We start from the raw sequence: 17,032 nt of genomic DNA on the forward strand, positions 1-17,032 counted from the left end.
AATGAAAAAAGTTAAGGCTGGTATCTTGCTCTACGCCCTCTTGATGGCAGCGATTTTTAGTCTCTTACTTCACTTTTACCTGCACCGCCAGGTTGCGGAGAGACGGATCTTAAAGACGAGTCAAGATCGCCTTCGAGCCTATGCTTTGGTGCAATTAGCTCTTGAAAAAGGAAAAAGTGACGAGAAGGCATCAGAGATTCACTTAAAGTCTGGAGTTGTTCAGCTACAGCAGGATACTGGTTTTCTTCATGCCCAGGCTGAGATGGATGGCGAAAGCTATGCGTTTGTCCTTCCTGTAAGGGAAGAAAAAGAAAGTAGCAAGAGCCAAAAAGAAAAGAAGAAGACACAGAAAGATAAGGAGAAGGCAGGGAGCGAAACGCCTTCTGAAGAGACGCCAAACGAGACCAAGGAATCAGCAGAAAATAGCGAAAAAGACTAATTTTTGGTATGATAGGGTGCGGAGGAAATCATGAATTTCGAAAAAATTGAACAAGCCTATACCTATCTATTGGAAAACACTCAAAGTATTCAAAATGAATTGTCGACCAACTTTTATGACGCCTTGATTGAACAAAATGTCATGTATTTGCAGGGCAAGACAGACCTAGACATTGTCAAAAATAATAGCCAAAAATTAAAAGAATTAGGTTTAAGTAAGGAAGAATGGCGCAGAGCCTACCAATTTCTATTTATGAAAGCTGCTCAGACAGAACCTTTGCAAGCGAATCACCAGTTCACACCGGATGCGATTGGTTTTATCATTACATTTTTGATCGATCAGTTGGCTAAAAGCGACCAACTGGATGTCTTAGAAGTGGGAAGTGGGACCGGAAATCTAGCTGAGACCATTGTCAATAATAGTCGTCTCAAGATCGATTACTTAGGGTTGGAAGTGGATGATCTCTTGATTGACTTATCTGCTAGTATCGCAGATGTGATGGAGTCTAGCGTTGTCTTTGCACAAGGAGATGCGGTGCGTCCGCAAGTGTTGAAAGAAAGTGACTTGATCGTTAGTGATCTTCCGATTGGTTACTATCCAGATGATGCGATTGCACAGCGCTATCAGGTAGCGAGCTCCGAAGGCCATACCTATGCCCATCACCTCATGATGGAACAGGCTTTGAAATACCTGAAACCTCAAGGAGTAGCTATCTTTTTAGCCCCCAATAACCTCTTGACGAGCCCTCAGAGTGATCTTTTAAAAGTTTGGTTGAAAGACAAGGCTCAAATTCTTGCCATGTTGACCTTGCCAGAATCTCTCTTTTCAAATCCAGCCTATGCTAAGACGATTTTCGTCCTACGAAAACAAGAAGAAGAGTCTGTTCAGCCCTTTGTCTATCCGTTTACCGATCTCCAGGATCAAGATCAGGTGGTTCACTTTATGGAAAGTTTCCAAAACTGGTTAAAGGATAGTGAAATTTGATCAAAGATCTGATATAATAGAGGAAGTGAAAACGCTTAATGAGGTGAATATATGTCGAAAACAATTTCTATTAATGCAGGAAGCTCTAGTTTGAAATGGCAATTGTACCAAATGCCAGAGGAAACTGTTCTTGCAAAAGGGTTGATTGAACGGATCGGTTTGAAAGATTCTATTTCAACTGTTAAATTTGATGGACGCTCTGAAAAACAAGTATTAGATATCCAGGACCATACACAAGCTGTAAAAATTTTGTTGGATGATTTGATTCGTTTTGATATTATCAAATCCTACGATGAGATTACAGGTGTGGGCCACCGCGTCGTTGCTGGTGGAGAATACTTCAAGGATTCTGCCTTGGTAGATGACGAAGTCCTTCGAAAAGTAGAAGAATTGTCTTTGTTAGCACCTCTTCATAATCCTGCAAATGCAGCTGGAATTCGTGCCTTTAGAGAGATTTGTCCAAATATTACCAGTGTTGTGGTATTTGATACTTCTTTCCATACAACCATGCCGGAAAAAGCTTATCGTTACCCTCTTCCAACCAAATATTACACAGAAAATAAGGTCCGTAAGTACGGTGCTCATGGGACCAGTCATCAGTATGTGGCTGGAGAAGCAGCTAAACTTCTCGGAAAACCATTAGAAGAATTGAAATTGATCACCTGCCACGTTGGAAATGGTGTATCTGTTACAGCGGTTGACAAGGGAATCTCTGTCGATACTTCAATGGGTTTCACCCCTCTAGGTGGAGTCATGATGGGAACCCGTACAGGGGATCTCGATCCAGCGATTATTCCTTACTTGATGGAACATACAGAGGATTTCAGTAAGCCTGAAGATATCAGCCGCATCCTTAATCGTGAATCAGGTCTTCTGGGTGTTTCTGAATCTTCTAGCGACATGCGGGATATTCATACAGCGATGCAGAATGGAGACGAAAAAGCTAAATTGGCTTACGATATCTTTATCGATCGTTTGCAAAAATACATCGGTCAATACTTGGCTGTCTTGAACGGTGCAGATGCCATCATCTTTACAGCAGGAATCGGTGAAAATGCAGTAAACGTTCGTTCTTCTATTATCAATGGGATCAGCTGGTTTGGCTGCAAGGTCGACCCTGAAAAGAACGTCTTTGGAGTTGTTGGAGATATTTCCACAGATGATTCCCGTGTGAAGGTATTGGTTATTCCAACTGATGAAGAGTTGGTGATTGCACGTGACGTTGAACGTTTCAAAAATCAGTAAACTGAAATAAAGTGAGAAGGCTGGAGGCGAAAGCCCCAGCCTTCTTATTTTATACAAGAAAGAGGTTGTCCATTGAAAAATATACAGTCTTTTGTTCGAGAGCACCCATTATGTAAGAATGCCCTCTGGCTCCTGCTTTTTGTGCCCTTATTCTTTCTCTCACAATTTCCCCTCATCACCATGGTTTATTCCCTTCAAGAAGGAATGGATGCAAGGTGGGTCACCATCCTCACTCTCTTGGTGACAGTGGCGGAGCTCTTTATTTTTTATATAGTCATCAAAAAGAGCCCTCTGGAGAACTTAGATGTTCGGGTCATAACCTGGCCAGCTTTGGGGAGAAATTTTCTTTTTCTTCTCTTGTTGATGGCTAATAACCTGCTCGCCTACCCCTTGTTAAAACAAGAGGCAGGTGGTACGACAGCAAACCAAGCGGCTCTGAATGAACTGCATTCTCATGCTCCTTTTCTTGCTATGGGCATGGTCGTGATCCTTGTCGCTCCGATTCTAGAAGAGCTGCTCTGTCGGGCCATCATCCCTCGTTTGATCTTTCGAGGGGCAGAACCGATCGGTTACCTAGCCGGTGCTCTCTTTTTTACTTACTTACATGGACCGAGTACCCTAGGGGAATGGGTAGCTTACGGAGGCATGTCCTTGATCTTAACTTGGGTGGCTTATCGCTACAAGCGGATCGAGTATAGCATCTGTCTCCATATGACCTTGAATGCGCTAGCTTATTATTATCCGGCTGTATTCCTCCTTTGTTTATTGCCGGTATCGAGAGTTTTCTTCCATGATAAATTATGATAAAATGGTAGGTACCAATGAGTTTTGATGCAGAATCTTCGTACAGAAGGTCAGAAAAAATAAGCAATCTGTATGGAGAATGAACTCAGAGGTTTAGAACATTTGTTCTAGCCTCTTTTGTTCGCAATCATGCTGTAGGATGGGAATCAAAGGAGAACGAAAATGATTGATAAAAAATGGCTGAATGGCCAAGGGACACTTCTTTGTGGGATCTTAAATGTCACTCCGGATTCATTTTCTGATGGGGGTAAGTATACGAGTGTGGATGCAGCCTTGCAACAGGCGAGAAAACTGATCCAAGAAGGGGCTCAGATCCTCGATATCGGGGGAGAATCAACCAGACCAGGAAGTAGTCATTATGTGGAGATCCAAGAAGAGATTGACCGCGTGGTTCCAGTGATTAAAGCTATCCGGAAAGAAAGTGATATCTTGATCTCAGTGGATACCTGGAAGTCCCAGGTGGCGGCGGCAGCGCTGGAAGCTGGAGCCGATATTGTCAATGATATTACTGGTTTTCTTGGGGATTCTAAGATGGCTACTGTGGTTGCAGAGCATGAAGCCAGCGCAGTTCTCATGTTTAATCCAGTGATGGCAAGACCGCATCATCCAAGTTCCACTATTTTTCCAACTTTTGGTTTCGAACCAGCTTTTACAGAAGCAGAGCTTCAAACAATGGCTCAAGAACCGATTCAAGACGTGATGTGGACCTTCTTTGACCGCTCGCTTGCAGTCGCAAAAGAAGCCGGTGTCCAGACGGAACGGATCATGCTGGACCCTGGGATCGGCTTTGGTTTGACCAAGCGCGAGAATTTGCTCTTGTTACAAGAGCTTGAAACCATCCACCAAAAGGGGTATCCGATCTTTCTAGGGGTCTCCCGCAAACGTTTTGTGGTCAATATTATTGAAGAAGCTGGATTTGAGACAGATCCTGCAACAGAGACTGGTTTTTGGAATCGGGACCTGGCTTCGAGCCATTTGACGAGTATTGCAGCTAGTCAAGGAGTCGAAGTGGTGCGGGTGCATGATATTCCCCTACACAAGATGGCAGCCAGTCTGGGCCAAGCCATTTTCCAAGCCCAAGAGGCAGCAGATACTAATTTGAAACAATACAAGTAAATGAAGAAGAAAGAACATCAGTTGGATCTTCGTTGGCTAGAAGCCTATCGTTCGCAGGATCCACATTTTGGCTTGGAGCGCATGGAAGCTCTCTTGGCGTTGAGAGGAAATCCTCACCTAGACTGTCGGGTCATTCATATTGCGGGGACCAATGGCAAAGGATCTACCATTGCTATTTTATCCCAACTATTGAGACAGGCAGGCTTACGCGTCGGAGTTTTTAATTCTCCTTACCTGATCCATTACAACGACCAAATCACGATCAACGGTGAAGCTATTTCAGATCAAGACTTGCAAACCTATCTGGATAGCTATCAACAACTCTTGGAAGCTGAACAATCATCGGCTGTCTTTCAAGGTTTGACGGAATTTGAGCTGATGACGGCCATTGCCTATGATTATTTTGCCCATGAAGAGCTAGACTATGTGATCATGGAAGTCGGTATGGGGGGGCGATTAGACAGTACCAATGTCTGTCAGCCGGTGCTGACTGCGATCACGTCGATTGGTTTGGATCATGTTGCCCTTCTGGGGACGGATCTGGCTTCCATTGCTCGTGAAAAGGCAGGTATCATTAAGCCAGGAATTCCTCTGCTTTTAGGAGATTTAGACCCTGAAGCAGATCAAGTCATAGAAGACATTGCGAATAGTCAGCAGGCTCCAATGTTTACTTATGGCAGAGATTATCAGGTTTGGTTGGGAGCCTCTCATCTATCAGGCCAATCCTTTATTTACCAAAGTTCCAAAAGAATAAAAGCCTCTTATCGAGTAGCGCTCCTGGGACATCACCAGGCTGGAAATGCAGCCCTTGCTATCAGCATCTGCGATGTGCTCTTTGAAAAAGAAGGGCGTGAGCTCTTGTCAAGAGAGTTAGTGGATGAGGCCTTGGGTCAAGTCGTCTGGCCTGGCCGTCTAGAAATGATCTGTCAAAAGCCTCTGATCTTGCTAGACGGGGCCCACAACCCTCATGCTGTGGCACCACTGATCGCAAGTCTTCAGGATCTCTTTCCAAGACAAAAAAAGACCATCCTTTTTACCTGCATCCGCACCAAAGCCTTAGAAGAGATGGTGCTTCAATGGCAGGACCTTGACAATAGCCGTTTGATCCTCACGACTTTTGACGATCCAAGAGCTTATTCTCAGGAAGAGATGGCAACTGTTGCTAGAAAACATCAGCTGAAAGATGTTAACTGGCAAGAGTTTCTACAAAATTGGCAAGTTGAAGACGATGAGCTCCTTGTTGTAACTGGATCGCTCTACTTTCTCAGCCAAGTTCGACCTTATTTATTAAAAAAAGAAAAATCCAATTAGGAGATGATATGGATACTAAAAAAATTGAAGCAGCAGTTAAAATGATCATCGAAGCAGTCGGTGAAGACGAGAACCGTGAGGGCCTTCAAGAAACGCCGACCCGCATCGCAAAGATGTACCAAGAGATCTTTTCAGGCTTGGGACAAACGGCAGAAGAGCACCTTGCTAAATCGTTTGAAATTATTGATAACAATATGGTGGTCGAGAAGGATATTTTCTTCCATTCCATGTGTGAGCATCACTTCTTGCCTTTTTATGGAAAAGTGCATATCGCCTATATTCCAAACGGCCGTGTTGCAGGACTTTCAAAACTAGCCCGTACGGTTGAGGTCTATGCCAAAAAACCTCAAATTCAAGAGCGTTTGACCGTTGAAATTGCAGAAGCTTTGATGGACTATCTAGGAGCACAAGGGGCACTGGTCTGGGTGGAAGCAGAGCATATGTGTATGAACATGCGTGGTGTCCGTAAACCTGGGACTGCTACAGTGACGACTGCTGCGCGTGGATTGCTTGCGACAGATAAAGACTTAAAAAATGAAGCCTATAAACTCATGGGCCACTAATGGCTGGCTATAAGAGGTGAAGAGAGTGGATCAATTACGGATCAAGGACTTAGAGGTATACGCCTATCACGGTGTTTTTCCAGCAGAAAAAGAATTAGGACAACGTTTTGTCCTAGACATATGGGTAGATTATGAGATGACCCGTGCTGCCCGCACAGGTGATTTGGAAGCTTCGATCCATTATGGGATCTTGGCGGAACAGTTGACCGAGTGGATGCAGGCGGAAAAAATCGATCTGATTGAAACGGTGGCCTTTCAGTTGGTTCAAAAGATTTTCGAAAGCTATGCCTTCGTAGAAAAAGTTCGTCTGGAGTTGAAAAAACCTTGGGCTCCTGTTCCCTTGCCACTCGAGACTTGTTCGGTGACAATCGAACGGGAGAAAAAACAGGCCTTTATTGGCCTTGGCACCAATATGGGAGATAAACAACTGCAACTAGAGACGGCGCTAGAAAAAATCAAGGATCGAGGTATTCGCCTTCTTCAAATATCCACAAGGATTGAAACAGAACCTTGGGGAGGGGTGGAGCAGGACACCTTTTTGAATCAGGTGGCAGAGGTTGAAACCTGGATGACCCCAGAGGATTTACTAGAGACCTTACTTGCCATTGAGCAGGAAATGGGGCGTGTCCGTGAGGTCAAGTGGGGGCCACGTGTGATCGATCTAGATCTGCTCTATATGGGGGACACCATTTGTTACAGTCCGAGCTTGATCTTGCCACATCCTTATGTGGCAGAACGTGCCTTTGTCCTAGAATCTTTGAATGAAATTGCTCCTCATTTTGTGGACCCTGTTCAAAGAAAGCCCATTCGCCAATTATGGGAGGCTGTCAAATAGTTTCTCTTCTTTACATCATAAAAAAACAATCCCTGTTCGAGGGATTGTTGAGAGCATAGAGAAACGAATCTTTAATAAAATCTAATCAATTCTTTAAAAATTATTCTCGTTATAGTTATTCAATCATATTCTGAAACTTTCCGCTGTGAGAAAAGTGCCTGAAACGATTCAGTTTCAGGCACTCGGAATTATTGAGACCTTAGGCTCAATAATTAGTCATGGAACTTCGTAGAAGTTCGCTGACGTCCGTACTCACCTAAGGAAAGTTTTTTAAGAAGACTTTGTCTTCAATCTGAACAATCCCTCGAGCAGGGATTGTTTTTGTTTGTCTTAGTTTATTTACGATACAAGCGATCGTATTGGTAGACAGGATCCATGGTGACGTTGATACCGAGCTTGCGAAGGACATTCTTGTCTTCGTCTGTCAGCATCACGGTTGAGTGGGCTTCGCTACCTTTCAACTTGCCTAATTCTTGCATCGCAAGCTTAGCATCTTCATTGCTCATGGCTGTAATGGCAAGGGCAATGAGGATTTCGTTCGAGTGAAGACGAGGGTTACGGCTACCCAAATGATTGATCTTCAAGCCTTGGATAGGTTGGACGTATTCTGGCTCGATTAATTTGGTTTCTTTATCAATATGCGCCAATTTCTTGATCGCATTGATCAAGAGGGCTGCCGTTGGGCCAAAGAGATCGGAGGTTTTCCCGGTTACCATATCGCCGTTTGGTAATTCAAGGGCCAAGGCTGGCTCCCCTGTTTCTTCTTCTTTCTGACGAGCAAGAACGGTCACTTTCCGGTCATTTGGAGTAATGCCCAAATCATTCATCAAGAGCTCAATCTTCTTGACAGCCCCTTCACCGACGCGCTCTGCTTTGACATCCAAAATGGTTTGGTAATAGCGACGGATGATTTCTTGTTGGGAAGCTTCAATCGCAGCGTCATTGTCCACAATGGCAAAGCCAACCATGTTGACGCCCATGTCTGTTGGAGAAGCGTAAGGAGAGGTTCCTAAGATGCGTTCCAACATGCGCTTCAAGACAGGGAAGATTTCGATATCGCGGTTGTAATTGACCGTCGTTTCCCCGTAGGTTTGGAGGTGGAAGGGATCGATCATATTGACATCGTCTAGATCTGCAGTCGCTGCTTCATAAGCCAAGTTGACTGGGTGGTGCAAAGGAAGATTCCATACTGGGAAGGTTTCAAACTTAGCATAACCTGATTTGATCCCATTTAATTGGTCATGGTACATATTGGACATACAAGTTGCCAGCTTACCAGAACCAGGGCCAGGAGCTGTCACAACGACCAAATTGCGACTAGTTTTGATGTAGTCGTTTTTCCCCATCCCTTCAGGAGAGATGATGTGGTCCATATCAGTCGGATAGCCCTTGATCGGATAGTGGAGATAAGAGGCGATCCCGCTCTTATCCAGTTGTTTGCGAAAGGCGTCTGCTGCAGCTTGTCCAGCATATTGGGTGATGACGACAGAGCCTACAAAGATCCCTAATTCATTGAATTTGTCGATCAAGCGCAGTACTTCTTGGTCATAAGAAATTCCTAGATCTCCACGGGCTTTTGAGTGCTCAATGTTGTTGGCGTTGATGGCAATGACAATTTCCACCTGGTCGCGCAATTCTTGGAGCAACTTGATCTTATTGTCTGGTTCGTATCCAGGGAGGACACGAGCAGCGTGGAAGTCTTCTAACATCTTACCACCAAATTCAAGGTAGAGCTTACCATCGAATTGGTTGATCCTCTCAATAATGTGGTCACGTTGCAAGTTCAAATACTTTTCAGAACTAAAAGCTTGTTTTTTCATGTAAAACTCCTGTATATAAGGGAAGGGTCTGCCACACAAATCCAAGGATGAGTGTTCCGTTCCCTACCATTTCATTCTTTCATATTATATCAGAAAACAGATGGAAGATAAAATATTCTAAGATACTTTCCTAAGATGAGGTTAGACATCATAGAATTTGATTGTTCAGGAATATTTTTTACATAAAATGACCTAAGCGATGCTAAACAAATAAAATGAGATGGTCTATTAAGGTCATTGCAGGGTGCACTTAAACTTTCCGCTGTGAGAAAAGTACCTGAAACGACTCAGTTTCAGGCACTCGGAATTATTGAGACCTCAGGCTCAATAATTAGTCTTGGAACTTCGGAGAAGTTCGCAGACGTCCGTACTCACCTAAGGAAAGTTTTTAAGAGGATTTTATCCTCGATTTGAAAGTCCCTTACGGAGACTCGTGATAGATGTTGTTTAATAGTGTTTGATCAAATCAACTGTAGAGCGATCCAATTTCTTAACCAACGCTTGTAAGAAGGCTTGCGCTTGCAAGAAATCATCCATGGCATAGAGGGTTTGGTGAGAGTGTATGTAACGTGCACAGACACCAATAGTGGTTGATGGGACTCCGCCGTTCTTCAAGTGTGCTGCACCTGCATCGGTACCACCTTTGGCACAATAGTATTGGAATTTGATGCCCGCTTCTTCAGCAGTAGTGAGCAAGAAATCTTTCATATTTGGGAGCATGATGTGACCTGGATCGTAGAAGCGAAGCAGTGTTCCTTCCCCAATCGCGCCTTGGTCTCCAAAGACATCGGCTGCTGGCGAACAGTCTACAGCAAGGAAGATTTCAGGATCAAATTTAGTAGTTGAAGTGTGAGCTCCACGAAGTCCCACTTCTTCTTGAACGTTGGCACCTACATAGAGTTCGTTGTTTAAGGCTTGTCCAGAAAGGCTCTTAGCCAATTCGCTGACCATCAAGACGCCGTAGCGGTTATCCCATGCTTTTGAGATGACGTTTTTACCATTCGCAGTGAGAATCGCAGAGCTATCTGGGACCAAAGTATCTCCAGGACGGACCCCATAGCTTTCAGCTTCGGCTTTAGAGCTAAATCCTGCATCAAAGACGATGTCGCTAATGGCAGGTACGGTTGGTCCACCTGTTCCACGTGTCAAATGAGGAGGAACAGATCCTGAAATAGCAGGGTATTCACGTCCGTCACGTGTAAAGAGTTTGAAGCGTTGGCTGCTGACGACCATCGGGTTCCAACCTCCGATTGGGACAACACGGAAAGTCCCATCAGCTTTGATTTCGCTGATCATAAAACCAACTTCGTCCATGTGAGCGACTACTAAGATACGAGGAGCATCGGTCGCTGTTGAATGTTTGACTCCAAAGATCCCACCAAGACCATCTGTCACGATTTCGTCCACATGAGGGGTCAATTGTTGGCGCAAATAATCCCGTACAGGAGCTTCGTGACCTGAGATAGCAGGGATTTCAGTTACTTCTTTGATTTTAGAAAATAAATCAGTCATAGGTTACCTTCTTTCTGATGTTATTTTATCACTTTTTCTACAAGGATGGTAGCGTTATTATGGAAATCAGTCTCTAAAAGCGGAGGGAGAGATCTAGCCTAGACCGTTGTCCCTCTGCTTATTTTGTGTTACAATAGGCACTATGAAAGCTAAAAAAAATATTTTGTCTAGTCTGGCTGTAGCAAGTGCAGGAGCTCTTGCGGCTGGTGTTTATAAAATTGCCAAAGATCAAAAGCGTCTCCGTACCCAAGAAGAGTTGGTAGCAGAAGTACGGGAGCAAATGGAAGCCATGGGGACGATTGCGACCCTGTACGTGGAACTCTACGAGTCTAGTGAAGAGCGCTTAGTAGGTGGTGTCATTTTTGAAGATGAGCGCCATTACCGCTTTGTCTACGAGGACGGTCTCTTGCATTACGAAGAGGAAAAACTATGATTATACCGAGTTCTATAGAAGAAATTGCTTCATATGTAGAGCAAGATGGCAAGAAAGTGTTTGTCTTTTCAGCAGATTGGTGTGGGGATTGTCGTTACCTCAAGCCTTTTTTGCCGGAGATTGAGACTGAAAATCCTGAATTTACCTTTATCTTGATTGACCGAGATGCCTATATGGATCTGGCGAAAGTCTGGGATGTTTATGGGATCCCTAGTTTGGTGGTTCTGGAAAAGGATAAGGAAATCGGTCGGTTTGTCAATCGAGATCGGAAAACCAAAGCGCAGATTACAGCATTCTTAGCAGGATTAAAATAGGAGAAAATCATGATTGTAACATACAACAAAGAACAAGTCGGCGATGTCTTGATGCTGACCTTGAAAAATAGTGGAGATGCAAAGCTCGCGGTGGAGAGAAAAGGAAAAGTGGCTCGCGTTTTCCGTGAGGACAACCAAGAAACGGTTGCCTGGAATATTTTTGACGCCTCATCTTTCTTCGACATCGAAGGCAAGGGCCAAGTCTTTTTGACAGATGAGCAAGTAGCTCGTTTGAATCAAGAATTGGAAAGAGAAGGCTTTGCAGAACGTTTGGTCAACGATCGGGAACCAAAATTTGTGGTTGGAGAAATCCTTGAAATGGTAGCCCATCCAGATAGTGACCACTTGAATATCTGCCAAGTAGCAGTTGGACCAGATAAGACAGTTCAGATCGTAGCAGGAGCTCCAAATGCGCGGGTGGGTCTAAAGACCATTGTCGCTCTTCCAGGTGCCATGATGCCGGATGGTAGCTTGATTTTCCCAGGGGCCCTTCGTGGAGAAAAAAGTTATGGCATGATGTGCAGTCCGCGTGAATTGCACTTGCCAAATGCTCCTCAAAAACGAGGCATTATTGAATTGGATGATGCAGAAGTGGCAGGGACACCTTTTGATCCTGCTCGTCACTGGCACGAATAAAGAGAAGAATCTAGGATGTTTTGAATCCTAGATTTTTTTGATTTTGGTTTGTCACCTTCCTTTTTTGAAATTTTTTCGAATAAATAGATAGGAGGTAAATGATGTATAATAAAGTTATTTTAATCGGTCGCCTGGTGGCGGCCCCAGAATTGCATAAGACCAGCACAGACAAATCCGTTGCCCGAGTGACCGTTGCGGTCAATCGTCGCTACAAGGATCAAAACGGGGAGCGAGAGACTGATTTTGTCAATGTGGTTGTCTGGGGGAAATTGGCTGAAACCATGGCTAGTTATGCCAGTAAAGGGAGCTTGATCTCTTTGGATGGAGAGATTCGGACGCGCCGCTACGAGAAAAATGGGGTCATGCAGTATGTGACAGAGGTCCTCTGCCAAAGTTTTCAGTTGCTAGAGAGCCGCGCTCAGCGAGCGATGCGTGAAAATGGTGGAACGGGAGATTTAGCCGACATCATCTTAGAAGAGGAAGATCTTCCTTTTTAGAAACAAAAAAGAAAGCTGGTTCGTTTATAGACCAGCTTTTTTGATACTTGGTAGGGATTTCATTCGGGAATTACTCTTTTAAAAACGAATCAAATAAATGCATCTGTACAATAAAAGCCAGCATTTATCTTGAAAAAGTAGTAGAATAAAGTAATATATATTCAAAATTTTCAGAAAAGGAACGGGGTTTGAAGGAGAAAGAAGAAAGAAAAGAACGGTTGAAATGGCTGCTAAAACGGGTTTTACTGGTGATTCCAGTGACCTGCATCCTCTTGTGGATCTATGCCGTTTGTCAAACCAGTAGCATCAAGGATCAGACCAAGATCGGTGTCACCTATATGACCATGAACAATGAGTTCTATAAAAGTATTCATTCGGAAATTAGTCGGATTGCTGATGAAAAAGGAGCTCTTGTTTATGTCCGAGATCCAGAATTGGATGAAAAAAGGCAGAGCCAGCAGATCGATGATTTTTGCGCTCAAAAAGTAAATGTGATTGTGATTAATCCGGTCAAAGGGGATAGTCAGCCTATTTTAAGGGCTCTTAAAAAAGCTAGAAAACAAGGAATTAAGATCATTGCAGTTGATACCCAGCTCAAGCATTTTAAGCCGGATGCCAGCATTGTCTCCGACAACTACCAAGCAGGAGTCTTGATTGCGAAAGAGCTGATGAAACGCTCCTCAAATGCTCGTATTTTGCTCTTAGAGCATAAGGGGACTGTTTCAGCAGATACGCGGATTCAGGGATTTAAGGATACCATCAAAGGACATGGGTCTTATGAGATTATCTCGGAACTAGAAACCAAGGGTCAGACGGAGATTGCCATGCCCGCTGTCCGTAAGTTCTTGCAGTCAGGGGGGAATGTCGATACTCTAGTCTCCTTGAATGACCGTTCAGCTATAGGAGCTTTAGCAGCGATCAAGGAGCAAGGGATCACCCATCCCATTGCGATCTATGGGATTGATGGCTCACCAGATATGAAAGCCTTGCTACACTCGACAGATGATGTCGTAGGAACCGTTGCCCAGTCTCCTTTGAAGATGGGAGACCGCGTGATGGAGGTCATCCAAGATATGGCTGATGGGAAGAGCTACCAAAAAGAAATAACCATTCCGGTTCAGATGATGACAAAGGAAAACATTGATCAATTTGATGTGAATGGGTGGCAGTAATGAGAAAATTTAGAGGTGTGAGATACAGTTTGGCCATCCTGATGGTCGTAAATTTTATCGCTGTTATGCTCAACAGTATCATCTATCTTCAAGCAACCAACTATATCATTGCCCAACGGCAAGCTTCTCTATTAGTAGAACGCTTAGAGCGTATTCCTTTTGCGCCCTCTACAACTTTTTGGTTGTCTGCGCTCTTATTTGCTGGGATTGCCTTGATCTCCATGAGTCGTTACCGGTCTCAAACGAGTCGATGGTCCATTTTTGATAAGTGGAACATTCTGGAGATCCTCCTGATGTTGCTCTTGATGTGGGTCCAAAATGTAGCTTATAACGGGCTTATTCTATTGGTTTTTGCGGATATCTTTTATGCTTCCAAAGAGTTGAATACCAAGCGAGACCGTAGGTATTGGTTTGCGTTTATCCTAGTGAGTTTCTTGATGCTTCTTGTGACCAATTCAGACGTCTTTTCGCTTTTCTTTCCGATACCTTCTCTGGATGTCTATATTCATTTTTATCCTGCCTCCATTCGGATTCTGGCCTTTTTCTTGAAGAATTCCCTCTATGCCTTGAATATGGTGCTCTTCATTATTTCGCTTTTGTTCTATATTATGAATGTTCTTGCGGAAAACCACGAAGTGGAAGAAGAGTTGGCTATGGTTTCGAAGGTCAATACGGAGTTGAACAACTATATGGCCTTGTCTGAGAAGATTGCAGAGGATCGAGAGCGCAAGCGGATTGCTCGGGAGATTCACGATACCTTGGGACACGCGCTAACAGGGATCTCGGCAGGTTTAGATGCTGTTGGGGTCTTGATTGATATCGATCCCAATCGGGCAAAAGAGCAGGTAAAAAGTGTATCAGAAGTGGTTCGTGAAGGGATCCAGGATGTGAGGGGCTCTCTCAATCGCCTCCGTCCAGGTGCCCTTGAGGAACGAACTCTCAAAGATGCTTTGGAAAAGATGATCCGCGAGTACCAGACACTTTCCAACTTGCAGGTTGATTTACATTATGAATGGGTCGATGTCGATATGGACGTCATGATTGAAGATACGATCTTTCGTGTGATCCAAGAGTCTATGACCAATGCGGTTCGTCACGGTCATGCCAGTCAGATGAGCCTTCATTTTTTTGAGAATGAAGAAGATTACCTGATCGAGTTGCAGGACAATGGGGTTGGGTTTGAAACCTTGACCTATGGCTATGGACTCAAGCAGATGATGGAACGAATTTCCATCCTAGGAGGACAGCTTCAATTTGAAAGCCGCGATGGATTTTTCACGCGCGTCAGTTTACCGAAATATAAAGAAGGGAGATAGAGATGGTGATAAAAGTAATGGTGGCAGATGACCAGGCCTTGATTCGAGAATCTCTGAAAATAATTTTGTCAGCCCACCCCGATATCGAAGTGGTGGCCACAGTGGAAGATGGGAATCACGTCTTGTCTAGCATTCCACAGACACATCCTGATCTGATCTTAATGGATATTCGGATGCCAGGCATGGATGGGGTTTTGGCGACAAAAGAAGTCAAAGAGCACTATCCGGATATCAAAATTATTATTTTAACGACCTTTGACGATGATGAATTTATCTATAGTGCACTCAAGTATGGTGCTTCAGGTTATCTTTTAAAGGGAGCCTCGACAGAGGAACTCTATGAAGCGATTAAGGTGGTATATCAGGGCGGAGCCATGATCAACCCGAATATCGCTAGTAAAGTCTTTCAAATTTTCTCACAAATGGCCAAAACCAACTTCTCTATTGCTGTAGATGAGGACAATGTCAAGGATTTGAGCACGACGGAATGGCGCATTATCCAAGAGGTCGGCTATGGGGAGTCCAATAAAGAAATTGCGGCCAAACTCTTCTTATCAGAAGGAACCGTGCGCAATTACTTATCAACGATTTTAGCGAAATTAAACCTACGAGATCGAACGCAATTAGCGATCTGGTCAGTCCAAACAGGAGTGACGAGACGTGATTTTTCTAAAGGAAATACAGAATGAAATTGAAGCGAAAGCATCTTTGTTGGGGGATCGGCCTCCTTGTTATGCTCTGTGCGAGCGCGGGTTTTTATTGGTGGAAACAGCAACCGACCGTACTCCATATCGGCGTTTATGCAGGTTCTAGCTGGGATGTGCCGACCAGTCAACGTTCCCATGCCTTGGATCGTGCGATTCAAAAATTTGAAAAATCCCATCCCCACGTCCGTGTAGAGTATGAAAACGGGATTCCTCAGTCGGATTATTCAGACTGGCTCTCCGAAAAGATTGTCTCAGGAAAGACGCCGGATGTGTTTATGGTTTCTGAGCAAGATCTTTCCTTATTAGCAGCGCGGGGCGTATTAGAAAAGTTAAACGGCTATATGGATCGAAAAGATCGCCTTTTACCCCGTTGCCTTTGAATCAGGTGTCTATCAGGGGCAAACCTATGCCTTACCTTATGAAAGCAATCCGATTTTGATGTGTGTCAATAAAGATCTCTTGGATAAAGAAGGCATCGCGGTTCCTAAAGAAGGTTGGACCCTTGAAGAGTTCTATACGATTTGCAAGAAACTAACCAAAGATACCAATGGGGATGGGCAATTGGACCAATTTGGGAGTACAGAATACACCTGGAAAGAAGCCTTGGCGGCAAATGGAGGTCATCTCTTCCAAGGTGGCATGCTCAAGCTGACAGCTCCAGAGGTGAAAGAGTCTCTGACTTTTCTGCAAAAATTGGAAGATCTAAATAAAAATTACAAGGTGAGCTCTAAAGATTTTGACCAGGGAAAAGTCGCCTTCTATCCCATGACCTTGGCCCAATACCGGACCTATAAACCTTATCCCTACCACGTTTCTAAATATTCAAACTTTACCTGGACCTGTATCCCAATGCCTGCTAAGTCAAAAACGACCAAGGCGACCTTAGTCACAACGACTTCTTTTGCTATGTCCGCTCGGACTTCTCATTCTAAGTTGTCTTGGGAATTGATGCAACTCTTAACAGAGGATCCAGAAATTCAACAAACCCTCTTTGCCCAATCCCAAGGGATCTCTGTCATGCCACAGGTGGTCAAGAGTCGCTCTAGTAAAGACCTTCTGCAGGTGGATGACTTTGGAACGGATTCCTTGACCAATCAGACCTTGAACCGCATCATGGAACAAGCTGTTGAAAGTAGTCCGAAAAATGTCTCAAAAGAGGTGTTAGAAAAGCTAGACTACTTGATCGGCAATGCCTTGCGCGATCAGGATGTCGAGAACCGCTTGCCTCAAATTCAGAGGGAGATTGAAAGTAGTCTACAGGTAGGAGTTTAGAGTAAAATAAGATGGCATTTTGTCAAGTGACAGATGTCATTTTTTTATTGCTAAAT

General features: G+C 44.1%; 17 protein-coding genes and 1 pseudogene. 16 read left to right on the top strand and 2 right to left on the bottom strand.

Translation table 11 applies throughout. The features are described from left to right. Window position 1: 1 nt before the first annotated feature. The 8 genes from comGG (at window position 2) to folK (ending at window position 7,297) form a co-directional block, all read left to right on the top strand. On the top strand, window positions 2-439 hold the full coding sequence (gene comGG / locus AB4X21_RS01165) for a competence type IV pilus minor pilin ComGG (protein WP_369088028.1): 438 nt from the start codon (window positions 2-4) through the stop codon (window positions 437-439). Between the two features lie 30 nt (window positions 440-469). Then, window positions 470-1,423, top strand: coding sequence for a class I SAM-dependent methyltransferase (locus tag AB4X21_RS01170; RefSeq protein WP_369088029.1), 954 nt, complete (start codon window positions 470-472; stop codon window positions 1,421-1,423). Window positions 1,424-1,474: 51 nt separating this feature from the next. Then, the gene (locus AB4X21_RS01175) at window positions 1,475-2,668 is read left to right on the top strand and encodes an acetate kinase (protein WP_003004202.1); all 1,194 of its coding nucleotides are present in this window, start codon (window positions 1,475-1,477) and stop codon (window positions 2,666-2,668) included. Between the two features lie 72 nt (window positions 2,669-2,740). Beyond that, the gene (locus AB4X21_RS01180; RefSeq protein ID WP_369088030.1) at window positions 2,741-3,472 is read left to right on the top strand and encodes a CPBP family intramembrane glutamic endopeptidase; all 732 of its coding nucleotides are present in this window, start codon (window positions 2,741-2,743) and stop codon (window positions 3,470-3,472) included. Window positions 3,473-3,634: 162 nt separating this feature from the next. Beyond that, on the top strand, window positions 3,635-4,588 hold the full coding sequence (gene folP, locus AB4X21_RS01185; protein ID WP_369088031.1) for a dihydropteroate synthase: 954 nt from the start codon (window positions 3,635-3,637) through the stop codon (window positions 4,586-4,588). Further along, window positions 4,589-5,899 carry a folylpolyglutamate synthase/dihydrofolate synthase family protein gene (locus AB4X21_RS01190; protein ID WP_369088032.1) on the top strand — a complete coding sequence of 437 codons (1,311 nt, stop codon included), beginning with the start codon at window positions 4,589-4,591 and terminating at the stop codon, window positions 5,897-5,899. It begins immediately after the preceding gene. Between the two features lie 8 nt (window positions 5,900-5,907). Next, window positions 5,908-6,462 carry a GTP cyclohydrolase I FolE gene (folE, locus tag AB4X21_RS01195; protein WP_369088033.1) on the top strand — a complete coding sequence of 185 codons (555 nt, stop codon included), beginning with the start codon at window positions 5,908-5,910 and terminating at the stop codon, window positions 6,460-6,462. Between the two features lie 25 nt (window positions 6,463-6,487). Beyond that, window positions 6,488-7,297 carry a 2-amino-4-hydroxy-6-hydroxymethyldihydropteridine diphosphokinase gene (folK, locus tag AB4X21_RS01200; protein ID WP_369088034.1) on the top strand — a complete coding sequence of 270 codons (810 nt, stop codon included), beginning with the start codon at window positions 6,488-6,490 and terminating at the stop codon, window positions 7,295-7,297. 335 nt (window positions 7,298-7,632) lie between these two features. Here folK and AB4X21_RS01205 read toward each other — a convergent pair whose 3' ends face one another. Continuing rightward, on the bottom strand, window positions 7,633-9,117 hold the full coding sequence (locus AB4X21_RS01205; protein ID WP_369088035.1) for a DUF1846 domain-containing protein: 1,485 nt from the start codon (window positions 9,115-9,117) through the stop codon (window positions 7,633-7,635). A gap of 447 nt (window positions 9,118-9,564) precedes the next feature. Then, window positions 9,565-10,629, bottom strand: coding sequence for a glutamyl aminopeptidase (pepA, locus tag AB4X21_RS01210; RefSeq protein WP_369088036.1), 1,065 nt, complete (start codon window positions 10,627-10,629; stop codon window positions 9,565-9,567). A 142-nt stretch (window positions 10,630-10,771) separates the two neighbouring features. Here pepA and AB4X21_RS01215 point away from each other — a divergent pair, with 142 nt between their 5' ends. The 8 genes and pseudogenes from AB4X21_RS01215 (at window position 10,772) to AB4X21_RS01250 (ending at window position 16,976) form a co-directional block, all read left to right on the top strand. Then, window positions 10,772-11,062 (top strand): DUF4651 domain-containing protein, encoded by a 291-nt coding sequence (locus AB4X21_RS01215; protein WP_369088037.1) that lies wholly within the window; start codon window positions 10,772-10,774, stop codon window positions 11,060-11,062. Further along, window positions 11,059-11,376 carry a thioredoxin family protein gene (locus tag AB4X21_RS01220; RefSeq protein WP_070661098.1) on the top strand — a complete coding sequence of 106 codons (318 nt, stop codon included), beginning with the start codon at window positions 11,059-11,061 and terminating at the stop codon, window positions 11,374-11,376. The genes AB4X21_RS01215 and AB4X21_RS01220 overlap by 4 nt, the downstream gene beginning before the upstream one ends. 9 nt (window positions 11,377-11,385) lie before the next feature. After that, complete coding sequence (gene ytpR / locus AB4X21_RS01225; protein WP_369088038.1) at window positions 11,386-12,012, top strand: YtpR family tRNA-binding protein; 627 nt, start codon at window positions 11,386-11,388, stop codon at window positions 12,010-12,012. Between the two features lie 101 nt (window positions 12,013-12,113). Next, window positions 12,114-12,509, top strand: a complete 396-nt coding sequence (locus AB4X21_RS01230) for a single-stranded DNA-binding protein (protein ID WP_003004675.1) — start codon at window positions 12,114-12,116, stop codon at window positions 12,507-12,509. A gap of 188 nt (window positions 12,510-12,697) precedes the next feature. Beyond that, on the top strand, window positions 12,698-13,681 hold the full coding sequence (locus AB4X21_RS01235) for a substrate-binding domain-containing protein (RefSeq protein WP_369088039.1): 984 nt from the start codon (window positions 12,698-12,700) through the stop codon (window positions 13,679-13,681). Beyond that, a complete protein-coding gene (locus tag AB4X21_RS01240; RefSeq protein WP_369088040.1) occupies window positions 13,681-14,997 on the top strand; it encodes a sensor histidine kinase in 1,317 nt (438 codons plus the stop codon). Before AB4X21_RS01235 ends, AB4X21_RS01240 begins: the two co-directional genes overlap by 1 nt. 5 nt (window positions 14,998-15,002) lie before the next feature. Next, window positions 15,003-15,686, top strand: a complete 684-nt coding sequence (locus AB4X21_RS01245) for a response regulator transcription factor (protein ID WP_037585171.1) — start codon at window positions 15,003-15,005, stop codon at window positions 15,684-15,686. Further along, window positions 15,683-16,976: pseudogene (locus AB4X21_RS01250) on the top strand (ABC transporter substrate-binding protein). Before AB4X21_RS01245 ends, AB4X21_RS01250 begins: the two are co-directional and overlap by 4 nt. Window positions 16,977-17,032 lie beyond the last annotated feature (56 nt).

It is taken from the genome of Streptococcus sp. CP1998, from assembly GCF_041026655.1.
GTDB lineage: Bacteria > Bacillota > Bacilli > Lactobacillales > Streptococcaceae > Streptococcus > Streptococcus dentalis.

Bases quoted from the DNA above. Each gene is read 5' to 3' on its own strand.
- AB4X21_RS01205 (WP_369088035.1), bottom strand. From the start codon at position 9,117: ATGAAAAAACAAGCTTTTAGTTCTGAAAAGTATTTGAACTTGCAACGT.
- pepA (WP_369088036.1), bottom strand. From the start codon at position 10,629: ATGACTGATTTATTTTCTAAAATCAAAGAAGTAACTGAAATCCCTGCT.
- AB4X21_RS01230 (WP_003004675.1), top strand. From the start codon at position 12,114: ATGTATAATAAAGTTATTTTAATCGGTCGCCTGGTGGCGGCCCCAGAA.
- ytpR (WP_369088038.1), top strand. From the start codon at position 11,386: ATGATTGTAACATACAACAAAGAACAAGTCGGCGATGTCTTGATGCTG.
- AB4X21_RS01190 (WP_369088032.1), top strand. From the start codon at position 4,589: ATGAAGAAGAAAGAACATCAGTTGGATCTTCGTTGGCTAGAAGCCTAT.
- AB4X21_RS01170 (WP_369088029.1), top strand. From the start codon at position 470: ATGAATTTCGAAAAAATTGAACAAGCCTATACCTATCTATTGGAAAAC.
- folP (WP_369088031.1), top strand. From the start codon at position 3,635: ATGATTGATAAAAAATGGCTGAATGGCCAAGGGACACTTCTTTGTGGG.
- folE (WP_369088033.1), top strand. From the start codon at position 5,908: ATGGATACTAAAAAAATTGAAGCAGCAGTTAAAATGATCATCGAAGCA.
- AB4X21_RS01175 (WP_003004202.1), top strand. From the start codon at position 1,475: ATGTCGAAAACAATTTCTATTAATGCAGGAAGCTCTAGTTTGAAATGG.
- AB4X21_RS01240 (WP_369088040.1), top strand. From the start codon at position 13,681: ATGAGAAAATTTAGAGGTGTGAGATACAGTTTGGCCATCCTGATGGTC.
- comGG (WP_369088028.1), top strand. From the start codon at position 2: ATGAAAAAAGTTAAGGCTGGTATCTTGCTCTACGCCCTCTTGATGGCA.
- AB4X21_RS01215 (WP_369088037.1), top strand. From the start codon at position 10,772: ATGAAAGCTAAAAAAAATATTTTGTCTAGTCTGGCTGTAGCAAGTGCA.
- AB4X21_RS01220 (WP_070661098.1), top strand. From the start codon at position 11,059: ATGATTATACCGAGTTCTATAGAAGAAATTGCTTCATATGTAGAGCAA.